This window comes from Acinetobacter wuhouensis (genome assembly GCF_001696605.3).
GTDB lineage: Bacteria > Pseudomonadota > Gammaproteobacteria > Pseudomonadales > Moraxellaceae > Acinetobacter > Acinetobacter wuhouensis.
This window is the reverse complement of the sequence record NZ_CP031716.1, coordinates 1,941,475-1,964,676: the sequence shown is the minus strand read 5'-3', so window position 1 is coordinate 1,964,676 and position 23,202 is coordinate 1,941,475. Positions and strand designations below refer to the sequence as shown.

Below are 23,202 nucleotides of genomic sequence, written 5' to 3'. Positions count from 1 at the left end.
AGAGAAGTATCGTTTAGAGCAAGTCTAAACCTTAACATGGTGGTAAGGTCAAGACTTAAAATCTATTTAAAAAATCGCTTGACCTTACCATGATGTCAATCTGTATGCTTAAAACAGAATTTTAAATGGGAGGTCGAATATGAGCTCGCAACAGACTACAGCATCACAATATCAGGAAACATTGTCGATTGAGGGGATGACATGTGCTTCATGTGTTGGGCGTGTTGAAAAAGCTTTGAAAAAAGTTGAGGGTGTAGAAACTGCAAATGTGAATCTTGCAACTGAAAAAGCAGTGATCAGCTCATCAAAACCCTTAAATCGTGAAGATCTGATTAAAGCTGTTGAACGTGCAGGTTATGATGTAGCTGCAAGCCCCGTCATTGAACTGACAATTGAAGGGATGACGTGTGCTTCATGTGTAGCACGTGTGGAAAAAGCACTTAAAAAAGTTGAAGGTGTACAACAAGCCACTGTCAACTTGGCGACTGAGCAAGCATGGATTCAAGCAGATGCCAATGTCAGTAGTGAACGCTTAATCCAAGCGGTTCAAAAAGCGGGTTATGATGCCAAACTTGTTTCCAGCAATAAAACGGAACAACAAGATAAAAAAGCCAATGAATTACAAGAGTTAAAACGTGACTTAATCATTTCACTGGTTTTGGCTTTACCTGTTTTTATATTGGAAATGGGTTCTCACATGATTCCTGCATTTCACATGTGGGTTATGCATAATATCGGGCAATATCAAAGTTGGTTGATTCAGTTTGTATTGACAACTTTAGTATTGATCTTCCCTGGGCGTAGATTTTATCAAAAAGGTATTCCTGCACTATTACGCTTTGCACCTGATATGAACTCGTTGGTGGCAGTAGGGACGTTCGCTGCTTATAGCTTTTCGTTAGTCGCAACCTTTTTACCGCAAGTTTTACCAAAAGGTACGGTGCATGTTTATTATGAAGCGGCTGCGGTTATTGTCAGTTTAATTTTGCTTGGGCGCTATTTTGAAGCAAAAGCCAAAGGACGTACTTCCCAAGCCATTCAGCATCTTATCGGTATGCAGCCCAAAACTGCCCGTATTCACCAGAACGGACAGATTTTAGAAGTCCCAATTTCAGATGTGACAAGTGATAGTATTGTCGAAATTCGCCCAAGTGAGCGTGTGCCTGTAGATGGTGAAGTGGTCGAAGGACATAGTTATATTGATGAGTCTATGATTACGGGTGAGCCGATTCCTGTTGAAAAAGTTGTAGGTCAATCCGTGGTTGGTGGCACGATTAACCAAAATGGCACATTGAATATCCGTGCAACTGCAATTGGTGAATCATCTGTTTTAGCACAAATCATTCGTATGGTTGAGCAAGCGCAAGGTTCAAAACTACCCATACAAGCCGTAGTGGATAAAGTCACCATGTGGTTTGTTCCTGTGGTGATGGGCTTGGCACTGCTAACGTTCTTTGTTTGGCTGTTTTTTGGTCCTGATCCTGCGTTAACCTTTGGTTTAGTCAATGCTGTTGCGGTACTGATTATTGCCTGTCCGTGTGCAATGGGCTTAGCAACACCAACTTCGATCATGGTCGGTACAGGTCGTGGTGCGGAAATGGGTGTGCTATTCCGTAAAGGCGAAGCATTACAACTTTTACAAGATGTACAAGTCGTTGCTGTGGATAAAACAGGAACATTAACCGAAGGTAAACCAACTTTAACTGATTTTCAGGTGATGGATGGCTTTGAACGCGAGCAAGTTTTGCAAATTGTCGCATCAGTTGAAGCTAAGTCTGAGCATCCAATTGCATTGGCGATTGTAGAAGCAGCACAACAGGAAAATATCAGTTTCTTGCCTGTCACAGCTTTTGATTCAGTAACAGGTTCAGGGATTCAAGCTGAAGTTGCAGGGCAAGCGGTACAAATCGGTGCTGACCGTTATATGCATGAGATTGGTGTAAATGTTAGTGCATTTGAAGCCGAAGCAGCACGCTTGGGGAATGATGGTAAATCTCCAATTTATGTGGCAATTGGGCAAAAGCTTGCGGCTATTGTTGCTGTCGCTGACCCGATTAAAGAATCAACCTATGCTGCGATCGAAGCACTACATCAACTTGGTTTAAAAGTGGCAATGATTACAGGTGATAATCGCCATACTGCGCAAGCGATTGCCAAAAAGTTAAAGATAGATCAAGTCGAAGCTGAAATTCTACCTGATGGCAAAGTTGATGTGGTTAAACAACTACAGCAAAAATATGGTCGTGTAGCATTTGTTGGTGATGGGATCAATGATGCGCCTGCATTGGCACAAGCTGATGTTGGTATTGCCATTGGTACAGGTACCGATGTTGCGATGGAAGCTGCTGAAGTCGTCTTGATGTCAGGCAATATGCAAGGCGTTCCGAATGCAATTGCACTCAGTAAAGCCACGATTCGTAATATTCACCAGAACCTATTTTGGGCATTTATTTATAATATTGCGTTGATTCCGATTGCCGGAGGGATTTTATATCCAAGCTTTGGTATTTTACTGTCACCAATCTTTGCCGCAGGTGCGATGGCATTATCTTCAGTATTTGTCTTGGGTAATGCTTTACGTTTAAAATATTTTCATGCAATCAAATTTGACGCATAACAAGTCGTATTTTCAGGGTTTAAGTCATCAGATTTGAACCTTGAAAATCAATCAGGAGCTGAATATGAATATCGGTCAAGTGTCTAAGCAGTCTGGCATTTCCAATAAAATGATTCGCTATTATGAGCAAATCGGTTTGTTGGATGCTGCAAAACGTGCGACTTCAGGTTATCGAGTTTATTCAGAGCAAGATTTAAAAACTTTAAATTTTATTCGTCATGCACGTGATTTGGGTTTTTCTTCTGAGCAAATGAAAGAATTGCTGTCTTTGTGGAAAAATAACGAACGTCAAAGTGCTGAAGTAAAACAACTGACCTTACAACATATTCAAGTCTTGAATGATAAAATTGCACAATTACAGGCAATGGTCGATTTGCTACAACATTCTGCCAATTGTTGCTCTGGCAATGATCAGGCGGATTGTGCGATTTTAAAAAATATTGAGTTGGGTAGTGTAGAGAAAAGTTAAGCTAGAGTATTTTTGTCCTATGTTTTTCTACATATTTAAAAATCTGAAGCATTTCACTTCAGATTTTTTGATTTCAATTCACTTTATTTACAGTCGAATTTTTTCCATTCATATTTTTACCTTTAAAATGAATAAGTTTTGAACCTAATAAATGAACCATTAATCCAAACATCACCACGCTTGAGCCTAACCATTGCCATATATTTAAGTGTTCATCTAAAAATAAATAAGCAAAGATCATGCTAATTACAGGAACCCACAAAGACAAGGGACTAATTTTAGCAACAGGATATTTAGCCAATAAATAAACCCATAAACCATAACCAATAATCGTGGCAAAATAGGCTAAAAAAGCTGCTGCTGTTAAGCCTTGCCAAGATATATTGAGCAAATCATGCTGTACACCATGCCATCCTTGTTGCTGAACTGCTAAAAGTAAAAACCACAGAGGTGTGAGAATATTGCCCCAAACAACTAAGCCGATGGGATTAATTTTCCCAATCCGTTTCACTACAATATTACCAAAAGCCCAAGCCAGTGCGGAACATAATACTAAGAGCAGTCCGATCAGGGGAATATTTGTATGCTGCTGCCCAAAAGCGATAATGAATAGTCCAATTGATGCAATTAGGATTGCAAGCCATTGATTCCATTTAACTTGTTCATTTAAAAATAAAAAAGCAATGACAACGGTAAAAAACGCTTGTGATTGAACCACCAAGGCCACTAAGGAAGTGGGCATTCCAGTATGGATAGCACTGAACATAAATGCAAATTGAGCAAAATTGCTAACGATGCCGTAGAGCAATAACCATTTCCAAGAGGTTTTAGGGATTTTAACCAATAAAATTGCAGGAAAAATAACCATCAAAAAACGTAGGAAACCGAGCAACATCGGACTAAGATCATTTACACCGAGTTTCATAAAAAAGAAATTGATGCCCCAAATAAAAATAACAGCAAAAGCTGCTAGCTTATCTTTTAATAGCATAGAAAAATTCCTAAGAGGTATGCGGTCATCGGTGAAATGACCGCAGAATGTAAACGAATGATTAGGCTTTGTTTGATGGAGAGGTCGTGAGAAAGGCTTCTGAATACTTACGGCGTAAACGAGTGAGTTCGATATAATCTTTGATTAGGAAAATATTGAATAAAATACCTAAACTAGCTAATCCGAACCAAAATGCTTTTTGTAAGTTAGGAATAAAAGCCATTGCGACTAAAATACAGATCATGCCCAAGATTGCGACATAGCTGAGATAAGGAAAGCACCACATTTTAATTTTTAAACGTTCAGGTGCTGTACGTTCAAGATCACGGCGTAGACGAATCTGTGAAAGTGCGATCAGAATATAAACAAATAATGCAACTGTACCGTAGGATTCAACAAGGAAAGGAAAGACGCCATCAGGTGAAAAATACGAAGCTAAAATAGAAATATAGCCAAATAATGTACTGAATAAAATGGCACGAATTGGAACTCCATTTTTAGATAACTTGGTCAAACTGCGTGGCGCATCTCCATTTTTGGTCAATGCAAATAACATACGGCTTGCAGCATATACACCTGAGTTTAAACAACTTAAGACAGCAACTAAAATCACAGCATTCATAATGCCAGCAATATAAGGAATATCTAAAACCTTTAATGCACTGACATAAGGCGTTGCCATATCTGGGCTATTCCAAGGAACAATACATACAACTAAAAATATGGAGCAAATATAGAAAATTAATACACGTGTAATCACAGATTGGGTTGCTTTTGCTACCGATTTTTCAGGATCTTGTGTTTCAGCAGCAGCAATAGTGACAATTTCAGCACCAAAATAAAAGGCTGTTGCGGCAACTGCACCTGATAAAACAGGACCCCAACCATTTGGCATAAAGCCACCATGACTCAGCATTTCGCCAAAGCCATTGGCTTGGTGATCAGGCCAAAACCCTATGAGATATAAGCCACACAGAAAAATAAACACCACGATGGCAGCAACTTTGATAGATGAAAACCAAAATTCGAACTCTCCAAAAGACTTCACGGAAAATAAATTTGTTGCAGTTAATAACACAAGAAGAACTAGACTAATGATCCAACTCGGTACATCTGGTATCCAATATGCCATGAGCTTTGCACCCACAATGGCTTCAAGAGCGATGACGATGACCCAAAAGTACCAATACATCCAACCTGTCATAAAACCAGCCAAGCGTGATAAAAAAGGTGAGTCTTTAAATGCATAACGAGCATATGCATAAAAAGAGCCTGTTGCAGGGGATGCAGTCGCCAACTCACCCAACATTCGCATCACTAAAATGATGAGTATGCCTGTAATCAAAAAAGATAAAATAGCTGCTGGACCAGCAGATTGAATTACAACGGAGCTGCCTACAAATAGCCCCATACCAATCACCCCGCCCAATGCCATCATTTGTACATGGCGAGGTTTTAAACCACTTTTCAGTGAATGTTCAGAATGATCCATGCTATACCACTCCTGTAATTGTATTGATAATTCATTCAGTTAGAAGTTGTTAATAAAAGCCTAAAATGTTTCATGTGCTGTTTTACAAAATCTCATCTTGTAGGTAATACCAACGATAGAGCAAAGCTTGCCCCATACGGCGAAAAGGGCTAAATAGATGTGATGGCAGTGCAGTACGATAAATTGGTAAATCGAATTGCTTACGTTGAATACCCATGACACGCTCTGCTAAACGTTTTCCTGCCATTGCTGAAAATGACACGCCATTACCACCATAACCGATGGCGTAATAGATTGTTTCATCAGGATTTGGTTGTACAATGCGAGGCATCATGTCATGACTCACATCCACCCAACCCCACCATGAATATGCAATAGGTATTCCACGTAGACTTGGAAACTTACGATATAGTCCTTCTTTTAAACGTTCTAAATGAATCGGATTATGCGCATCTGCACCTGTAAGTGCACTACGACTACCACATTGCACAGAACCATCAGGCAATAAACGGTAATAATGACGTAAGGTTCGAGTGTCTGTAATAAACGTTGTACTGTGTAATCCAGCGTCTTTGAGTTCCTGTGCTGTTAATGGACGAGTGACGATCGAATTGGATAAGATCGGCATAATTTTTCCCGTCAAACTTTGATGTAAACCATTGGGGGTGTAGCCACCTGTCGCAACAGCAACACGCTTTGCTTTTACAATGCCTTGTGGTGTTCTCAGATAGTGCACACCATTGCGTGTTTCCCAATCCAATACAGGGCTAGAGGTATGTACTTTGGCACCTGCTGCACGTGCACGTTTAAGATAACCAAAAGCAAGTTTAAGCGGATGTACTCCCACACCTTCAGGTTCAAATAATGCGCCAACCGCTTCTTGGTCATTCACAAATTCTTCTTGCAGAGCTTGTTGTGATAGCATGCGGGTGTTATAGCCAAAGACATTTTTCATCACTTTGGCTTCATTTTCTAAAAATGGAATTTTCTTACGGCGATGTGCTGTATATAAATGTCCTTTATCTTGAGCATCACAGTCGATACTTGAGGCTAAGCTTTTAAAATACTCAAATCCATCTCGAATTTCTGCATCTAATTGTTTTGCAGTATCAAGCCCCCACTTCTGAATCCATTGTGAACGATAGAGCCGTCCAGAAGCATTCTGACCTTGTCCACCATTACGACTGGTACAGCCCCATGCACTTCTATTGGCTTCAAGTACCAGTGGAGCAGCGCCATGTTCTTCTGCTAAGGCAAGCGCCGTTGCAAGACCTGTAAAGCCTCCGCCGATGATGACGATATCCGCCTCAGTATCCGTTAAAATAGGACCATCATCTTCAGGAGGAGTCCCTGCTGTAGCCACCCAATAAGTGGGTGCATAGTTTTCATTACCTGTTAAGATTTTATCAGTAAGTGGGTCGAAATTTGGATTGTAGTCTTTCAATATTTGCTGTTGCTGTAATACATGTCCATGCAGTGAAAAACTTTCGTTTTGCATAGAAGAGGGTGATATTAATTTTTTATTCATTGTCTTCATTCCTTAGTTGTAAAATTTTTCTTTTGCACAGGGCGATTTTTTCTAAAGGCATTTTTGATCAAAATTTTATCGTCTTTAAATGTGAAAACATCAACCATATTTGCTTCAATCAAACCACCATCTGGTGCTGTTGCCACAAACGTTGTTTCAGAAATCCCACGTTGCTGATCTGCGCTGAGCCAATGTTGCCCATTCAACCATTGCGCATCAGGAAAGCTGGTAAATGTTTTACTAAATGCTTCACGAACGGCTGTAAAACCTGAAATACGTTGTCCATAAACATCATCACCAGCAACTGTTTCAAAAATACAATCCTCATGCATACATGCCATAAGTGTCTCTACATCATGTTCATTCCATGCTTTTGAAAATTTTTTGAGCAATGCCAATCGTTGATTATTTTCCATGAGTTTCCCTTAGTCTTTTGCTGAAATATTGCAGTGATTACAATGTAGATAAACTTTAAAAATAGGCGTAGACCCAGTGACCTACTTTTAATAGAACCAGATATTTAGTCACATTTAATTGATTTTTATATATTTTTATTATTGTGTTTGGCATGTTTAATGCATATTTCTTTTTTATTTTTAAATTTTAGTTGATTAAGGCTTTTTTATAAATTATTGCACTATTCAGGTGAAATATACTTATAAGTGCTCAAATATGGGGATTTTGAGAATGACGCATCTCAATATGATACCGATGACTTGGTCTCGTTTATATCAAGAAACCATAGACCTTGGCTTAAATTTACAAGGCAGAGTTTGCCGTATGATTTTTACTGCGATTAGTACAGGATTTTTAAAAATAGGTGAGCCTGTGCCATCGAGCCGTTTTTTTGCTGAACATTTAGGAATTGCACGTAATACAGTGATTATTGCATTTCAACAATTGGTGACGGAAAATATTTTAGAGTCACGACACCGTAGTGGACATTTTGTACATTTTGACTGTCATATACTGTATCAAACTCAGCAACTCAATGCGCTAAATCCTAATAAACAATATGATTGGTCAAAACGTCTCTCTAAAAAACTATCCCAACAAAATAATTTAATTAAGCCTTTGGATTGGGAAAATTATCCATTTCCGTTTATCTATGGACAACATGATCCAGAAAATTTTCCTGCTGCTGCATGGAGAGAATGTTCTCTCAAAGCCTTAGCAACAAAAAATGCATCATTATGGGCACAAGATTTAACACAACAGGGCGATGATATGCATTTAATTCAAGCAATACGACAGCATATTTTACCTACTCGAGGCATATTTGCCGATGAAAATGAAATATTACTTACTGTTGGTAGTCAGCATGCTTTGTATATGATCGCTGATCTTTTATGTCATCCTGATGCTGTAGTAGGTATAGAAAATCCATGTTATCCAGATGCTTATAATATTTTTTCGATGCGTACTAGTAATATTCGAGCATTAGATATCGATCAAGACGGAATTCATCCAGAACAGATCCAAGGATGTAACTATGTGTATCTTACCCCCAGTCGACATTGTCCAACTGGAATCTCAATGTCAGCACAACGTCGTACAGAACTGCTTGAATTGGCTGAAAAATACGACAGTATTATTATAGAAGATGAATATGATGCACAAATTTCTGTGCAAAAAAATATGTTGCCCTCGCTCAAAAGCCTAGATCATTGTGGTCGTGTAATTTATGTGGGGAGTCTATCTAAGCCACTCGCGCCAGGATTACGTTTAGGTTATATCGTTGCAAATACGGAATTGATAAAGGAATTACGTTTTTTAAGACGATTAATGCTCAGACATCCAAATCTGTTCACCCAACGTGTTTTTGCATTTTTTATTGAGATGGGGTATTACCACAGTATGTTACGCCGTCAACATGAAGCTCATTTAGCGCGCACATCGTTTTTGATTAAAACTTTAAACGAACATTTCCCAGAGTGGATTGTAAATTCTGCCAATGGTGGCTCATCCTGTTGGGTCAATACTCGAAATATCAATACACAATCATTGGCTCAACAGGTAAAGGAGCATGGCGTATTTATCGAAACAGGTCAAGCCTTTTTTATCAATTCAACAATAGATCATTTGTGCTATTTAAGAATGGGGGTTGGTTCTATTGAACAAAGTAAAATTGAAGAGGGTATACAGCGTATTGCACAATGTGTAGCGAAGTTTAAATCTACAAAGCTATCTACATAATTAAGATAAGTATTATTTTCAATTGCTTATTGTTAATTATACGCGAGTATTTTCTAGGTTTTTTCAATATTTATTTTTATATAGTTCTCATTAACTTATACAAAGTGAATTTCACTCAGTTTCACCTTAGATTAAATCATTTTTATTCATGTTAGGTTTCAAGTATAAATATCTGCATTGAAAGAATTTAGATTTATTTTAGAAATTAGGTGGTATTTCCCATGAGTCAAAAATTTGGATGTTCTCTTAAACGTATTCGTTTTGATGAAAACTATCTTCCAGCAGATAGCACACGTCTAACCACTAACTTTGCCAATTTAGCACGTGGCGAACATCGTGAAGAAAATTTACGTAGAACTTTGGCGATGATTAATAACCGCTTTAATACTTTGGCGAGTTGCGATAACCCAAATGCGGATCGTTATTCACTGGAAATTGATATTATCTCTGCGGAATTAGACGTAGAGGGTAATGGTCAAACTTTCCCATTCATTGAAATGTTGAAAAGCACCATTACCGATCATAAAACCAATGAACGTCTTGAAGGTATGATCGGCAACAGCTTTTCTTCTTATGTACGTGATTATGACTTTAGTGTGGTATTGCCTAACTTAGGTTGTAAAACCAATGAAAAACCAGAAGATTTTGGTGACTTACACGGAAAACTATATCAGCATTTAGTGACTTCAGATGTATTTACAGCTGAATTTAAAAAGCAACCTGTAATTTGCCTAAGTGTTTCAACATCTAAAACATATTACCGCACTGCCAATGTGCACCCTGTACTTGGTGTGGAATATAAAAATGATGAATATTCACGTACGGATGATTATTTTGCAAAAATGGGTTTAAGCGTTCGTTATTTCAAACCTGAAAATGCAACTGCACCGTTGGCATTCTATTCTGCAAATAACTTGCTTACTGACTATACCGATTTTGAATTAATCAGTGCGATCAGCACCATGGAAAGTTTCCAGAAAATCTACCGTCCTGAAATTTACAATACTAATTCAGTCGCAGGTTTAGTCTATCAACCGAGTTTGAATTATCAAGATTTCTCGTTGACTCGCGTTGTATATGACCGTGTTGAACGTGGTCAATTGGCAGTAAAACAGGGCAAATGGACTGAAGAAAACTTCATTCAGCCTTATAAAGACATTCTGAATGAATGGGCTGCTCACTTTGTTGCAAAAACAGCACAGCAAGAAAGCGCTGCAGCGTAACCACAGCTTAATTTTAATATTGGATTTCTTGCATATTATTTAGTTCAATTTTTTGATTTGTATTGGAAGTTCCCTCTCCTTTAAAAGGAGAGGGTTAGGGAGAGGATTTATATGAAGATAATTTATATGAAGATAATCCCCATCCTCTTGTGCGGAGTTACCTCCTCATCCCTGAGCCATATATGGCGCAAGAGAAGGAACTATAGGTATATTTTCAATAATCGTGGTTGTTTAAATATTTAGTTCTTTTGAGCTTATGCATGAATCCTACGTTTTTTAGATGAATTTAAAGATAGAAGATTAAAGATGACTCAACGTATATTACCTACATCTACAGCAGGCAGTTTACCAAAACCTTCATGGCTTGCAGAGCCTGAAAAACTTTGGTCGCCGTGGAAATTGCAAGATCAAGAACTCGTAGATGGTAAATTGGATGCACTGCGTTTGTCATTACATGAGCAACAACAAGCAGGCATTGATATTGTCAGCGATGGTGAACAAACCCGTCAGCATTTCGTCACCACATTTATTGAGCATTTAGATGGTGTGGACTTTGAAAAACGTGAAACGGTGAAAATTCGTGATCGTTATGACGCAAGCGTACCATCTGTGGTGGGGGCTGTATCACGTCAAAAGCCTGTATTTGTTGAAGATGCTAAATTTTTACGTTCATTGACTGATCAACCAATTAAATGGGCGTTGCCTGGTCCAATGACCATGATTGATACTTTATATGATGGTCATTATAAAAGTCGTGAAAAATTGGCTTGGGAATTTGCTAAGATCTTAAACCAAGAAGCGCGTGAACTTGAAGCGGCAGGTGTGGACATTATCCAATTTGATGAACCTGCATTTAACGTGTTCTTCGATGAAGTGAATGACTGGGGGGTTGCAACTTTAGAACGTGCGCTTGAAGGTCTGAAATGTGAAACTGCGGTACACATTTGCTACGGTTACGGCATTAAAGCCAACACCGACTGGAAAAAGACTTTAGGTTCAGAATGGCGTCAATACGAAGAGGCATTCCCGAAACTACAACAGTCTAAAATCGACATCGTATCACTTGAATGTCAAAACTCACGTGTACCGATGGATCTGATTGAGCTGATTCGTGGTAAAAAAGTTATGGTGGGTGCAATCGATGTTGCAAGCAATGTGATTGAAACACCTGAACAGGTTGCGGATACATTACGTAAAGCTTTACAGTTTGTCGATGCAGATAAACTTTATCCTTCAACCAACTGTGGTATGGCGCCACTTGGACGTGAAGTTGCACGTGGTAAATTGAAAGCCCTGAGTGCAGGCGCAGAAATTATCCGCCAGGAATTATTGAGATAATTTTGAAACAGGATTGTATTGGTTTCTTAAACTGAGTTTGATACGCGGAAACGTCCTTCGCAACTGTTTGAGCATGACAATATTTTAAAGATATTGTTTCTGCGATAATTTTTATATTTCTCGGTATTTTGCGAGTTTTGCGAAGGACAATGGTTTTGCCTACTTTTCCCGAAAGAAAAGTAGGTCGAGCCGAAGGCTGATCCCTAAATTAAAACTATGGTTGTAAGACTCCGACTAAAAAGTTTAAATATTTTTTATGAATACAATTATTTCTTAAGTAAGTCATATCAGTAATTACTTAAACTAACCATTTACACAGCATTCAAAGTTCCTTTTTCTACAAAGAAGAGGGAACTTCCGATACACAGTTAGATCTAAACAGCACAGTATTTCAGAACTTTATTCAAATACAGTGTTTTAGGCGAATAGGAACACGGTCATGGTTGATGCAACAGACTTTAAAAATGCAATGTCTTCGTTAACAAGTGCGGTCAATATTGTGACCACAGTTGGCGAATCAGGTTTTCATGGCTTTACAGCCTCTGCTGTATGCAGTGTAACTGATACACCACCGACATTATTGGTCTGTATGAATAAATCATCACGTTCCCATGCGCATTTTGTTGAAAATAAAGTTCTGACAGTAAATGTCTTAGGTGCTCAACATGAGCAACTTTCCAATGCATTTGCATCGTCTAAACTTAGTTCAGATGAGCGTTTTGCACTTGGGAAATGGTCTGAACTTGAAACAGGTTCACCTGTATTGGCTGATGCTTTGGTGAGTTTTGATTGTAAAATTTCAGATATTCAGGAAGTAGGCACACATACCATTTTTATCTGCCCAATTGTTGCAATCCAGAAAAACCAGGAAGATCAAGCTTTGGTTTATTTTAACCGTGCTTATCATCAGGTTGGTGAAACAGAAATCGTTTAAATCTAGGGTGTGTCATTCGTCCGTGTATTTTCAAACCATATACGCTGTGTGTACAGACCTAACGCTCCAAAATCTTATTCCCTCAATCTATAAAGTCAGTAATCCGTGGAACTCATCATTTTTTTAATCATCGGCACATTTGCAGGATTTGTAGCTGGGCTGTTTGGCGTGGGTGGTGGTACCATCATTGTCCCGCTTCTATATATCGTCTTTAGCCAAATGGGCTATGATCCTGATGTTGTCATGCATCTGGCATTGGGTACTTCACTTGCAACGATCATTGTCACTTCAATCAGCTCGTTAATGGCACATCAAAAGAAAGATGGCATTATCTGGTCGGTATTTAGAAATCTGGCACCAGGTATGGCATTGGGCTGTTTCTTGGGGGCGGGGATTGCAGGCTGGTTATCTGGACTTCATCTGCAAATGATTGTTGGCGTATTCTTGCTTTGGGTGGCGTACACCATGTTTATGGGCTCGAAAAAGATCGTGGACAATACTAAAACATTACCATCAACTTCGGCACAAATTGGTGCAGGAGTGGGGATAGGTATCGCTTCTGCAATCTTTGGTATCGGTGGCGGGAGTATCACTGTGCCATATCTCACACACTATGGCGTGGTCATGCAAAAAGCAGTCGGAACTTCAGCTGCATGTGGTTTGCCGATTGCGATTGCAGGTGCTTTAGGGTTCATGCTTTTTGGAATGAATGCGCAGGTGAATGTGCCAAATACCATCGGTTATATTCATGTTTATGCATTTTTAGGCATCAGTATCATGAGCTTTTTTACTGCAAAATTCGGTGCAAAAGCAGCACATGCATTATCACCAGCAGTGTTAAAAAAATGTTTTGCCGTTTTATTGCTCTGTGTAGGCAGTTTCTTTTTGGTGAAAGGGTTTCTCTAAATAGACAGAATAAAATCAACTTTAAAATAAAACCTACGTCATGTAGGTTTTTTTAATGGTTAAAGCATTGAAGTTAATTCTTTAAAATATAAAATTTTTAGCAAATTAATAACAACCGATATTCACCTTCATTTTCAATCGGTGCTCGATGTATACAAGGTAAAACTTGTTGGGTTGGATGATCAACAGCCAATTTCCAAAGATGTCCTAAACCTAAATTGGTCGGGGTAGCTTCTGGCTTTGCTTGATAATGTAAATCAAAAAAATATTCTGCTAAGAAATCTTCAAAACCTGTTTCAGCACCATCATAAAGCTCTTTTAATTTTTCTCTAATTTCAGGAATTAAAATCTTTTGCACAGTCTGATCATTGGGCAAAATATCACTGGATGCGCCGTAATAGGTACATAAAAAGGTGTCTGTTTCAATGGGTGATCGGTCAACGTGAAATGAATAAACATCCGTTGAAATAAAGTCAAATTCATCATCACGCTCATAGCATTTCAATAAATTTAGGCTAGGTGAAGCACCAAAATCAGCTAGTTGTTGTATATCATTTAAAATAGTTGCTCTGGCTAATTGCCCATGTTCTGAAAGATTAAGTGCCAATAAATCTTCTCTAGAAACCTCTGTAATATTTTCTTTTAATTCTAGTTTATTCACAATTTCTTTAAAATCACCCTGTAAATTTCTAGACCAACAAATCGCGTTCATTTCGTCATGAAATTTTGAATCTACCAATTCAGAAAATGTAGAAACCATACCCACTTGTTCGTTGCTATAAATCGTATTTGTCATTTCAAAAGATTAAAACATCAGTTGTATCGTATTATATACGTGAAGTAATGCATTCTTTATTTTTATATATGAATAAAATCATAATTCAATCGGGTCTTGAGCTGATCAATCACATCTTAGATCATTTCCAAAATTATAATATTCAATAAATTTTACGCAAATTTTACGCCAAATACTCAGGTGAGAATAGAGAGTTTACGGGCATCTTTCACATACTTAGACATGGAATATCCCAATGTTTAGGATGAAAAAAGATGAGCGCTAAATCCATAGTGCATCTACCAGTACAGCATCCAAAATTATGCTTTGTACCACAATTTAAAAATCATAGCGATTGTAGATTTTCTCCTTTAGATCATACGAAATCAGGAGAAATATCATGCTAGAGTTTATTTTACTTTTAGCCATAGTGATCATTTTGGCTTATCCCTTGGGTAAATATCTTGCCGCAGTGATGCGCAATGAACAGATGAAAGTCGATCCACTATTCAATTGGATTGAAAAACCCATTTATGCTGTTTTAGGTACAAATCCAAAACGAGGTATGAATGTCAAAACCTATACGTTGAGTTTTGTGATGAGTTGTATGGTGATTGGGTTGATCACTTGGGTGCTGTTTATGGTTCAAGCCAGTTTACCACTGAACCCAAACCATGCACCAAATATGTCATGGGATTTGGCATTGCATACCATGATTTCATTTTTAACCAATACCAACCAACAACATTATTCAGGACAGGCACAATTGTCCTATTTATCACAAATGGTGGGTATTGTCGGTTTGCAGATCATTACTCCGATGATGGGGTTGGCAATGGTCGTTGCTACAGTTCGAGCATTATTTTATAAACAATCGAATGCATTATCTGAAAATGACCAACAAGCAAGTTTTAATAATAAAGTGCAACAGATCAATGTAGGGAATTACTGGGCAGATGTGATTCGTCCGACATTTCGTTTTCTCATTCCGTTATGCATGATTTGGTCATTATTGCTCACAAGTCAAGGTGTACCATCTACCTTTCAAGCTGGACCAGAAGTTCAAGTTATCGACCAAACCAGTGAATTAAAAACTCAAAAAATTCCTTTAGGCCCAGTTGCACCAATGGTGGCGATTAAACAATTGGGAAGTAATGGTGGCGGTTGGTATGGACCAAACAGCACAGTTCCTTTAGAAAATCCAACGCCATTGTCAAATTTCTTAGAAATGATGGCAATTCTGTTGATTCCTGTTTCAGTCATATTCATGTTGGGCTTTTTTACCCAACGTGCCAAATTTGCAGGTTTTGTCTTTGCTTCGATGCTGTTGATGTCAGTTATTTCTGCAAGCAGTGCGATTTGGTCAGAAAGTTTATCTTCAACTTCAACCTTACTTTCAGCAATGGAAGGGAAAGAAGTTCGTTTGGGTGAAACATCTTCCGCGATTTGGGCGGCAATCACCACACAAGTGAATAATGGTTCAGTCAATATGATGCATGATTCTTCTGCGCCACTGACTGGATTGATTGAATTGTCAAATATGTTGATCAATGCAATTTGGGGCGGAATTGGCTGTGGTTTACAGCAATTTATGATCTATCTATTTTTAGCCGTTTTCATTGCAGGCTTAATGACAGGTCGTACTCCTGAGTTATTTGGCCGAAAAATCGAAGCTGGTGAAATCAAATTACTGGCTGTGGTGATTTTGATTCAGCCCATCACTATTCTTGGCTTAAGTTCGATTGCATTGTTTTTTCCTGAATTGACAGGAAATAGTAATCCGCAATATCACGGCATTTCGCAAATTTTATATGAATATGTTTCTGCATTTGCCAACAATGGTTCAGGTTTTGAGGGCTTATCTGACAATACCGTATGGTGGAATGTCAGCTGTGCAATTGCTTTACTCCTTGGACGTTTCCCGACGCTCATTATTCCATTATGGATCGCAACACGTTTGGCAGCCAAACGCCAAACACCTGAAAGTAGTGGGAGTTTAAAAGTCGAAACACCAACATTTGCACTGACTTTGATTGCGATCGTGGTGATGTTGACTTTATTACAATTTATGCCAGTGCTTGTCTTGGGGCCAATTGCTGATCAATTGTTATTGGTACAAGGTTAAGGGTGAATACAATGAATCATTCAAATCAATCTTCTCAAAACAGCATCGCTTCAACTTTATTGCAAAGTGAGGCATGGAAAAATGCCTTCATCAAATTGTTACCGCAACATGTGATGAAAAACCCAGTTATGGCTATTGTGTGGTTGGGAACAATCATTACTTTGGTCAGTACTTTGATGGGCTATGCAAGTTTGGTATTTGGCTTGTTAGTGACCTTAGTTTTGTTTATCACCGTTTTATTCGCTAATTATGCAGAAGCAGTTGCAGAGGCGAAAGGTCGTGGACAAGCATCATCCTTACGTCAAGCACGTCAAAATTTAACAGCACGACGCTTAACTTCTCAAAAAGATGCTGAAGGTACGCAAATTCCTGCAGCTTCTTTAAAAATGAATGATTTGATTGAAGTCCGTGCAGGAGAATTGATTCCTGCCGATGGTGAAATTATTCAAGGCTTTGCCACAATCAATGAAGCAGCAGTAACAGGTGAATCTGCACCCGTACTTCGTGAAGCAGGAACGGATAAATCAGGGGTGATTGGCGGCACAAAAGTATTGACAGATCGCATCATCGTGCAAGTGACTGCTGAATCAGGCAATAGTTTTCTTGATCGTATGATTGCCTTGGTTGAAGGTTCAAATCGCCAAAAAACACCCAATGAAATTGCTTTGGGGATTTTACTCACCGTGATGACTGTGACTTTTATTGTTGTTGTCGTGAGTTTGCCTTTTATTGGTCATTTCTTAGATATTGAAATCAATCCAATTCTATTGGTGGCGCTATTGGTGTGTTTAATTCCAACTACGATTGGCGGTTTATTACCTGCGATTGGTATTGCAGGGATGAATCGTGCTTTAAAAGCCAATGTGATTGCTAAATCAGGTAAGGCTGTGGAAGTTGCAGGCGATGTAGATGTATTACTGCTCGATAAAACAGGAACAATTACTTATGGCGATCGTCAAGCAACCGCATTTTATCCAGTGACAGGTGTCACTGAGACAGAATTACGTCAGGCCGCTGTATTGACGTCATTGGCAGATCCAACACCAGAAGGTAAGTCAGTCGTGGCTTTGGCAAAAGATCAAGGTGAACGGATTATTGAACCTACACAAGCTGAGTTTATTGCGTTTAATGCAGCAACGCGAATTTCAGGCGTGAATTTGTCAGATGGGCATCAGATCCGTAAAGGTGCTTTGGATGCCATTTTAAAATTTACATCACAACATATTGAACATCATGCTGAATTAAAAACCCGTGTTGAACAAGTGGCCTCTAAAGGTGCGACACCGCTTGTGGTTGCAAAAGATCAAAATATTCTCGGTGTGATTGAACTTTCAGATGTAATTAAACAAGGCATCAAAGAAAAGTTTGCTCGCTTACGTGAAATGGGGATTAAAACGGTCATGGTGACAGGCGATAATCCTTTGACTGCGGCTGCGATTGCAGCTGAAGCAGGTGTGGATGATTATATTGCCGAAGCGAAACCAGAAGATAAATTAAGCTGTATTCGTACTGAACAGAACAAAGGGCATTTGGTGGCAATGGTGGGGGATGGTACCAATGATGCACCCGCTTTGGCACAAGCAGATATTGGTTTAGCGATGAACTCAGGTACGCAAGCAGCCAAAGAAGCAGGCAATATGGTGGATTTGGATTCTGACCCAACCAAATTATTGGCTGTGGTTGAAATCGGCAAACAGCAGTTAATTACACGTGGCGCATTGACTACATTCTCTTTGGCCAATGATGTATCCAAATACTTCGCTATTCTGCCTGCTTTATTCGTAGCTGCGATTCCTCAAATGCATGTGTTGAATGTTATGCAATTGGGAAGTCCAGAAAGTGCGATTCTTTCAGCATTGATTTTTAACGCGATTATTATTCCGATGCTTATTCCAATTGCACTGCGTGGTGTGAAATTTAAACCTTCAACATCTACACAATTATTGCGCCGTAATATGTTGATTTATGGGGTTGGTGGGGTCGTATTACCATTCGTAGCGATCAAAGCGATTGATCTTCTGATTAGTCCACTCTTGTCACTTTAATTATTGAGGATGATAAAAATGAATATTGAAAATAATCAACTCATTGATTCATCAATGGCTGAGTTAGTACGTGGTTCTTTAGGATTAACGGTTATTGCACTGGGCTTATGTGGCTTTATTTATAGTAGTGTAGCTACGGGGTTTGGACAGACAATATTTCCAGATCAAGCCAATGGCAGTATGATGATTGAAAATAATCAAATTGTCGGTTCACGTTTGGTGGCTCAGCCGTTTACTCAAGCGCAATATTTCCATCCTCGACCATCTGCTGCCAATTATGATCCAATGGCGATGGCTGGTAGTAATATGGCGAGAACGAATCCAGAATTGAATAAAATCATCAATGAACGGTTGAATAAAATCTCTGCTCAGGAACAGATTGATCCATCAAAAATTCCTGCAGATTTAGTCACTGCTTCAGGTAGTGGGATTGATCCTGAAATTAGTGTGCAATCGGCAATGATTCAAGTGAACCGTGTTGCTCAAGCGCGGCATCTTGCAGATCAAGATGTGATAAAACTAGTACAGGAACAAACGGTTCAGCCGACTTTTGGAATTTTGGGTCAGGCACGCGTGAATGTACTTGAGTTGAATTTGGCTTTAGATCGTGTAGGGAAGTGATGGATAATTAAAAAAGATTATTTAATCACAGTTTTAAAATAGGGATTTGGGCGCTTATTTAACTTAACTGATTTTACGTAGTAACCTAAGAGCAACTTTTGCTTCTCAATAATATTGGATACGCGATAACGTCATCCGCAACGTGTTTGAGGCAGGACTACTTTTAATCAGATATGTTTTTGCGATGTATTAAATAACATGACGGAAGTAGACGAGTTTTGCGGATGACAATGGTTTTGGGTACTTTTGCCGAAACAAAAGTACCTCGAGCCGAAGGCTAATCCCTAAATTGAAATTTCTGATGTAAGACTCCGCTGAGAAACATTAATAAAATTTGAAAAATGAATACTTTATTTTTCAAATCTGTAATATCTATTACTTAAGTAAACTCCCTCTTCCGAAGTAATACTTCTCACCCTTTGGAAAAGGGAAAAGTTGTTCGAATAAAAAGATTTACGTTGTTTTAAAATTCAACACATATAGCAGAAATCTATGACTGACCAACGAAGCAACAAAGCTGATGTCTTATTACAACATACACAGCGTTACCAATCTGGGCGATTGACGATTTTTTTAGGTGCAGCACCGGGTGTGGGTAAAACGTTTGCAATGTTGGCTCGTGCACATGAATTGGCATTACAAGGAAGTAATATTGTTATCGGTTATGTGGAAACACATGGTCGGAGTGAGACTGAAAACTTAATAGCGGGCTTAACGGTTATTCCTCGAAAGGTCATTGAATATCAAGGGCATTCTTTGGAAGAAATGGATTTGGACGCCGTATTGGAGAAAAAGCCCAGTATTGTACTTGTTGATGAGTTTGCTCATACCAATATGCCAAATAGTCGGCATGAAAAGCGTTGGCAAGACATCAATGAATTATTAGATGCTGGTATTGATGTTTTTACCACAATGAATATTCAGCATTTAGAAAGCTTGAATGATGTGGTGTATCAAATTACAGGAATTCGTGTATCTGAAACTGTACCCGATCGAGTATTTGAACGGATTCGTGATATTCGCTTGATTGATTTACCAGTCAATGAATTATTGGAACGGTTGAATCAAGGTAAAGTCTATATACCAGAGCAAGCAGAACAGGCATTACAACGATTTTTTAATCATTCCAATCTTACTGCTTTACGTGAATTGGCGATGCAAACCGTCGCTAGTCATGTGGATAGTGATGTACGGGAAAGTTTTGCGGTTCAGGGGATTGCACCAATTCCATTAAAAAATCATATTTTGGTGCTGATTGAAGGTAATGGTCATGCGGAGGCATTGGTTCGGATAGGCTGTCGTATTGCTGAAAATCGTTTGGCAAATTGGAGTGTGGTGACATTTTCTCAAGAATCCAATATACAACAATCAGAAAATGTACAAAGCCGAGAGATTGAAAATGCTTTCAATTTGACTCGTCAAATGGGCGGTATGACAGAAATTTTATATGGTCAACAACATGCTCGTACATTATTTGATTATGTTATAGATCATGGAATTTCCACACTTGTATTAGCACAAATTCAATCACGTAACACATGGTTTAGCTTTAAACCTAATTTGCTTGAACAAATTTTAAAGTATCAACCAAGTTTTGAACTGAGTATCGTACCTATTGCATCAGAATCAAGACCGCGGCATTTTTTTCAACGACAAGGGGCTTTCTTAACCTTCAGAGAAAGTCTGTATGTGGTACTGACTACAGCAATCAGTATTATCATCGCAAGTTTAGGAGAAAAATATCTTGGTATTGAAGAGCTTTCAGTTATTTTTATAACCGCTGTGGTATTTGTTGCTTCTAAAACTCGAATGGTGGCTGCAGTATTTTCAGCGCTTTTATTTTTCTTAGCCTATAATTTTTTCTTTATTTCACCTAAATTTACTTTGCAAATTTCAGCACATCAAGGTGTGATCACGGTCGTGGCTTTTCTTGGTGCAGCACTGATTGCTAGTCGTTTAGCATCGCGTCTCCGTGAACAAGTGACAGCGTTGAAAGCAGCCAATAGCTATAACAGTATCATGCAAGATTTAGGGCAAAAGCTTTCGGTTGCTGTGGATCTCAAGCAAGTACAAGAAATTGCAAGTAGCAGTCTAAGTAAAAATTTAAAAGCGCAAGTATGGTTATATTGTCCAGAAGCTTCAGATGGTAAAGATGTCTTAAAACAACTCAGTGATAAAGAGCGGATTTCAGCTGAATGGACATTTAAAAATTTACAACCTTCAGGTCGTTTTACTCAGACGTTGACTGAAAATGCGTGGTGGTTTTTACCTCTACTTGCATCTAAACAATGTTTAGGGGTGATCGGTATTCAGTTTTTACATGCACCAGCGCATCTCGGAAATGAGCAAAAGCGTTTAGCGGAAGCAATGGTCGAGTATATTGCACAAGCCATCTATAGGACGCAACTAACCAAAGCTTTAGAGGTCGCCAATGTCAGTTCAGAAACTGAAAAATTGCGTTCAGCACTCTTATCCTCAGTTTCACATGATCTACGTTCACCACTCGCGTCAATGATTGGTGCTGCGGATACATTGACGCATTATCGGCATGCTATGGATGAACAAGATCAAGCTAGTCTTTTGGAAGCGATTCGTTTGGAAGGTGAGCGTTTAGACCGTTATATCCAAAATTTACTTGATATGACACGTTTAGGTCATGAAGGTTTAAGTTTAAAGCGCGATTGGATTGGTGTAGATGAATTAGTCGGTTCAGCTGTTCGACGATTACAACGCTATATGCCACACGCCGTGATTGAAGTGCATTTACCTGAGCAAAGTTTAAGTCTATTTGTGCATGCGGCATTAATCGAGCAAGCAATTTTTAATGTTTTAGAAAATGCAGCAAAATTTTCACCTGAACAGCAAGCTGTGATTGTTGATGTAATGCAAGTCGGTGATAATGAAATTGAAATAGCGATTAGCGACCAAGGACAGGGGATTCCAGAGGATGAGCGAGATCGGATTTTTGATATGTTTTATACTATGGAACGAGGTGATCGTGGGCAATATGGTACAGGATTGGGTTTAACCATTGTTAAAGCGATTATTGGTGCACATATGGGGAAAATTAGTGCATCATCAGCAAAGAATAATCATGGAACTTGTATCCGAATTATATTGCCAATTCAACAGATTATATAAATTTAAACTTATCTAAATTATTGATTTTAATTGGTTATCTGTGTTTGTGAGGAATAATGATGTCTGAGAAAAATGCTACAGTCAGTTCAACGACGCATATTTTAATTATTGATGATGAAACACAGATTCGTAAATTTTTAGATATAGCACTTAGAGCACAAGGCTATAAAACTTTATTGGCTGAAAATGGGCAAAAAGGCTTAGAATTATTGGCATTGCAAGGTGCTGATTTAATTATACTGGATCTTGGATTACCTGATTTAGATGGGTTTGATGTTCTTGAAGAATTGCGAACATGGTCAAAAACTCCAGTGATTGTACTTTCTGTACGTGCGGATGAAGTTGAAAAAGTAAAACTACTTGATGCTGGTGCGAATGACTATGTGACTAAACCATTTAGTGTACAAGAGTTAATGGCAAGAATACGTGTCTTACTTCGGCAATATCAACATGTTGCAGTTGAATCAGCTATTTTTGATGATGGTGTACTCAAAATTGATTTTGCTCAACGTCAGGTATTTTTAGAACAGAATTTAGTGACTTTAACCCGAAAGGAATATCAATTACTCAGTCTATTGGCTCAACATAAAGGTCAATTATTGACTCAACCTCAAATTCTAAAGGAGTTATGGGGGCCGACACATCAGGAAGACACGCATTATTTACGAATTCTAGTTGCTAAACTAAGAGCTAAATTGAATGATAATGCTGTACATCCTAAATATATTGTGACCGAGCCAGGTATTGGTTTAAGGTTTTTAAATGTTTTGGTGTAGTAGAACTTATTATTAATATTAATGA

At 38.6% G+C, this 23,202-nt stretch carries 17 protein-coding genes; 12 read left to right on the top strand and 5 right to left on the bottom strand.

The features are described 5' to 3' along the window. Window positions 1-139 precede the first annotated feature (139 nt). Both BEN71_RS09905 and cueR read left to right on the top strand, forming a co-directional pair. The gene (locus BEN71_RS09905; RefSeq protein WP_068975938.1) at window positions 140-2,617 is read left to right on the top strand and encodes a heavy metal translocating P-type ATPase; all 2,478 of its coding nucleotides are present in this window, start codon (window positions 140-142) and stop codon (window positions 2,615-2,617) included. A gap of 64 nt (window positions 2,618-2,681) precedes the next feature. Beyond that, on the top strand, window positions 2,682-3,086 hold the full coding sequence (cueR, locus tag BEN71_RS09900) for a Cu(I)-responsive transcriptional regulator (RefSeq protein WP_068975939.1): 405 nt from the start codon (window positions 2,682-2,684) through the stop codon (window positions 3,084-3,086). 73 nt (window positions 3,087-3,159) lie between these two features. Here the strand turns inward: cueR and BEN71_RS09895 are convergent, their stop codons facing one another. From BEN71_RS09895 to BEN71_RS09880, 4 genes are all read right to left on the bottom strand, one after another. Beyond that, window positions 3,160-4,077 (bottom strand): EamA family transporter, encoded by a 918-nt coding sequence (locus tag BEN71_RS09895; protein WP_068975940.1) that lies wholly within the window; start codon window positions 4,075-4,077, stop codon window positions 3,160-3,162. A gap of 61 nt (window positions 4,078-4,138) precedes the next feature. Then, a complete protein-coding gene (locus BEN71_RS09890; protein ID WP_068975941.1) occupies window positions 4,139-5,569 on the bottom strand; it encodes an amino acid permease in 1,431 nt (476 codons plus the stop codon). 82 nt (window positions 5,570-5,651) lie between these two features. Then, a complete protein-coding gene (locus tag BEN71_RS09885) occupies window positions 5,652-7,067 on the bottom strand; it encodes an NAD(P)/FAD-dependent oxidoreductase (RefSeq protein WP_068975942.1) in 1,416 nt (471 codons plus the stop codon). A 35-nt stretch (window positions 7,068-7,102) separates the two neighbouring features. Then, window positions 7,103-7,513, bottom strand: a complete 411-nt coding sequence (locus tag BEN71_RS09880; RefSeq protein WP_068975943.1) for a nuclear transport factor 2 family protein — start codon at window positions 7,511-7,513, stop codon at window positions 7,103-7,105. Between the two features lie 271 nt (window positions 7,514-7,784). Here BEN71_RS09880 and pdxR point away from each other — a divergent pair, with 271 nt between their 5' ends. From pdxR to BEN71_RS09855, 5 genes are all read left to right on the top strand, one after another. Next, the gene (gene pdxR, locus BEN71_RS09875) at window positions 7,785-9,293 is read left to right on the top strand and encodes a MocR-like pyridoxine biosynthesis transcription factor PdxR (protein WP_068975944.1); all 1,509 of its coding nucleotides are present in this window, start codon (window positions 7,785-7,787) and stop codon (window positions 9,291-9,293) included. A gap of 221 nt (window positions 9,294-9,514) precedes the next feature. Further along, on the top strand, window positions 9,515-10,516 hold the full coding sequence (locus BEN71_RS09870; protein ID WP_068975945.1) for a putative oxygenase MesX: 1,002 nt from the start codon (window positions 9,515-9,517) through the stop codon (window positions 10,514-10,516). A gap of 306 nt (window positions 10,517-10,822) precedes the next feature. Further along, window positions 10,823-11,854: a methionine synthase gene (locus BEN71_RS09865; protein WP_068975946.1), complete on the top strand. Its 1,032-nt coding sequence runs from the start codon at window positions 10,823-10,825 to the stop codon at window positions 11,852-11,854. A 439-nt stretch (window positions 11,855-12,293) separates the two neighbouring features. Next, entirely contained in the window at window positions 12,294-12,788 is a 495-nt protein-coding gene (locus BEN71_RS09860) for a flavin reductase (RefSeq protein WP_068975947.1), read from the top strand. 105 nt (window positions 12,789-12,893) lie between these two features. Next, entirely contained in the window at window positions 12,894-13,694 is an 801-nt protein-coding gene (locus tag BEN71_RS09855; RefSeq protein ID WP_068975948.1) for a sulfite exporter TauE/SafE family protein, read from the top strand. A 97-nt stretch (window positions 13,695-13,791) separates the two neighbouring features. Here the strand turns inward: BEN71_RS09855 and BEN71_RS09850 are convergent, their stop codons facing one another. Then, window positions 13,792-14,490, bottom strand: coding sequence for a DUF1826 domain-containing protein (locus BEN71_RS09850; protein ID WP_068975949.1), 699 nt, complete (start codon window positions 14,488-14,490; stop codon window positions 13,792-13,794). Between the two features lie 379 nt (window positions 14,491-14,869). On the opposite strand from BEN71_RS09850, the gene kdpA reads away from it, so the two are divergent. The 5 genes from kdpA to BEN71_RS09825 all read left to right on the top strand — a co-directional run bounded on the left by kdpA (window position 14,870) and on the right by BEN71_RS09825 (window position 23,177). Further along, window positions 14,870-16,594 (top strand): potassium-transporting ATPase subunit KdpA, encoded by a 1,725-nt coding sequence (gene kdpA / locus BEN71_RS09845; protein ID WP_068975950.1) that lies wholly within the window; start codon window positions 14,870-14,872, stop codon window positions 16,592-16,594. A gap of 11 nt (window positions 16,595-16,605) precedes the next feature. After that, on the top strand, window positions 16,606-18,639 hold the full coding sequence (gene kdpB, locus BEN71_RS09840) for a potassium-transporting ATPase subunit KdpB (RefSeq protein ID WP_068975951.1): 2,034 nt from the start codon (window positions 16,606-16,608) through the stop codon (window positions 18,637-18,639). 18 nt (window positions 18,640-18,657) lie between these two features. Further along, the gene (gene kdpC, locus BEN71_RS09835; RefSeq protein ID WP_068975952.1) at window positions 18,658-19,260 is read left to right on the top strand and encodes a potassium-transporting ATPase subunit KdpC; all 603 of its coding nucleotides are present in this window, start codon (window positions 18,658-18,660) and stop codon (window positions 19,258-19,260) included. Between the two features lie 492 nt (window positions 19,261-19,752). Then, a complete protein-coding gene (locus BEN71_RS09830) occupies window positions 19,753-22,401 on the top strand; it encodes a sensor histidine kinase (protein WP_068975953.1) in 2,649 nt (882 codons plus the stop codon). A gap of 59 nt (window positions 22,402-22,460) precedes the next feature. After that, a complete protein-coding gene (locus BEN71_RS09825; protein WP_068975954.1) occupies window positions 22,461-23,177 on the top strand; it encodes a response regulator in 717 nt (238 codons plus the stop codon). Window positions 23,178-23,202 lie beyond the last annotated feature (25 nt).

What these genes read in the sequence shown, in the direction of transcription:
- BEN71_RS09905 (WP_068975938.1), top strand. Translation starts at nt 140, where the DNA reads ATGAGCTCGCAACAGACTACAGCATCACAATATCAGGAAACATTGTCG.
- BEN71_RS09895 (WP_068975940.1), bottom strand. Translation starts at nt 4,077, where the DNA reads ATGCTATTAAAAGATAAGCTAGCAGCTTTTGCTGTTATTTTTATTTGG.
- BEN71_RS09890 (WP_068975941.1), bottom strand. Translation starts at nt 5,569, where the DNA reads ATGGATCATTCTGAACATTCACTGAAAAGTGGTTTAAAACCTCGCCAT.
- BEN71_RS09885 (WP_068975942.1), bottom strand. Translation starts at nt 7,067, where the DNA reads ATGCAAAACGAAAGTTTTTCACTGCATGGACATGTATTACAGCAACAG.
- kdpB (WP_068975951.1), top strand. Translation starts at nt 16,606, where the DNA reads ATGAATCATTCAAATCAATCTTCTCAAAACAGCATCGCTTCAACTTTA.
- BEN71_RS09825 (WP_068975954.1), top strand. Translation starts at nt 22,461, where the DNA reads ATGTCTGAGAAAAATGCTACAGTCAGTTCAACGACGCATATTTTAATT.
- pdxR (WP_068975944.1), top strand. Translation starts at nt 7,785, where the DNA reads ATGACGCATCTCAATATGATACCGATGACTTGGTCTCGTTTATATCAA.
- BEN71_RS09880 (WP_068975943.1), bottom strand. Translation starts at nt 7,513, where the DNA reads ATGGAAAATAATCAACGATTGGCATTGCTCAAAAAATTTTCAAAAGCA.
- kdpC (WP_068975952.1), top strand. Translation starts at nt 18,658, where the DNA reads ATGAATATTGAAAATAATCAACTCATTGATTCATCAATGGCTGAGTTA.
- BEN71_RS09860 (WP_068975947.1), top strand. Translation starts at nt 12,294, where the DNA reads ATGGTTGATGCAACAGACTTTAAAAATGCAATGTCTTCGTTAACAAGT.
- BEN71_RS09865 (WP_068975946.1), top strand. Translation starts at nt 10,823, where the DNA reads ATGACTCAACGTATATTACCTACATCTACAGCAGGCAGTTTACCAAAA.
- BEN71_RS09870 (WP_068975945.1), top strand. Translation starts at nt 9,515, where the DNA reads ATGAGTCAAAAATTTGGATGTTCTCTTAAACGTATTCGTTTTGATGAA.
- BEN71_RS09830 (WP_068975953.1), top strand. Translation starts at nt 19,753, where the DNA reads ATGACTGACCAACGAAGCAACAAAGCTGATGTCTTATTACAACATACA.
- cueR (WP_068975939.1), top strand. Translation starts at nt 2,682, where the DNA reads ATGAATATCGGTCAAGTGTCTAAGCAGTCTGGCATTTCCAATAAAATG.
- kdpA (WP_068975950.1), top strand. Translation starts at nt 14,870, where the DNA reads ATGCTAGAGTTTATTTTACTTTTAGCCATAGTGATCATTTTGGCTTAT.
- BEN71_RS09850 (WP_068975949.1), bottom strand. Translation starts at nt 14,490, where the DNA reads ATGACAAATACGATTTATAGCAACGAACAAGTGGGTATGGTTTCTACA.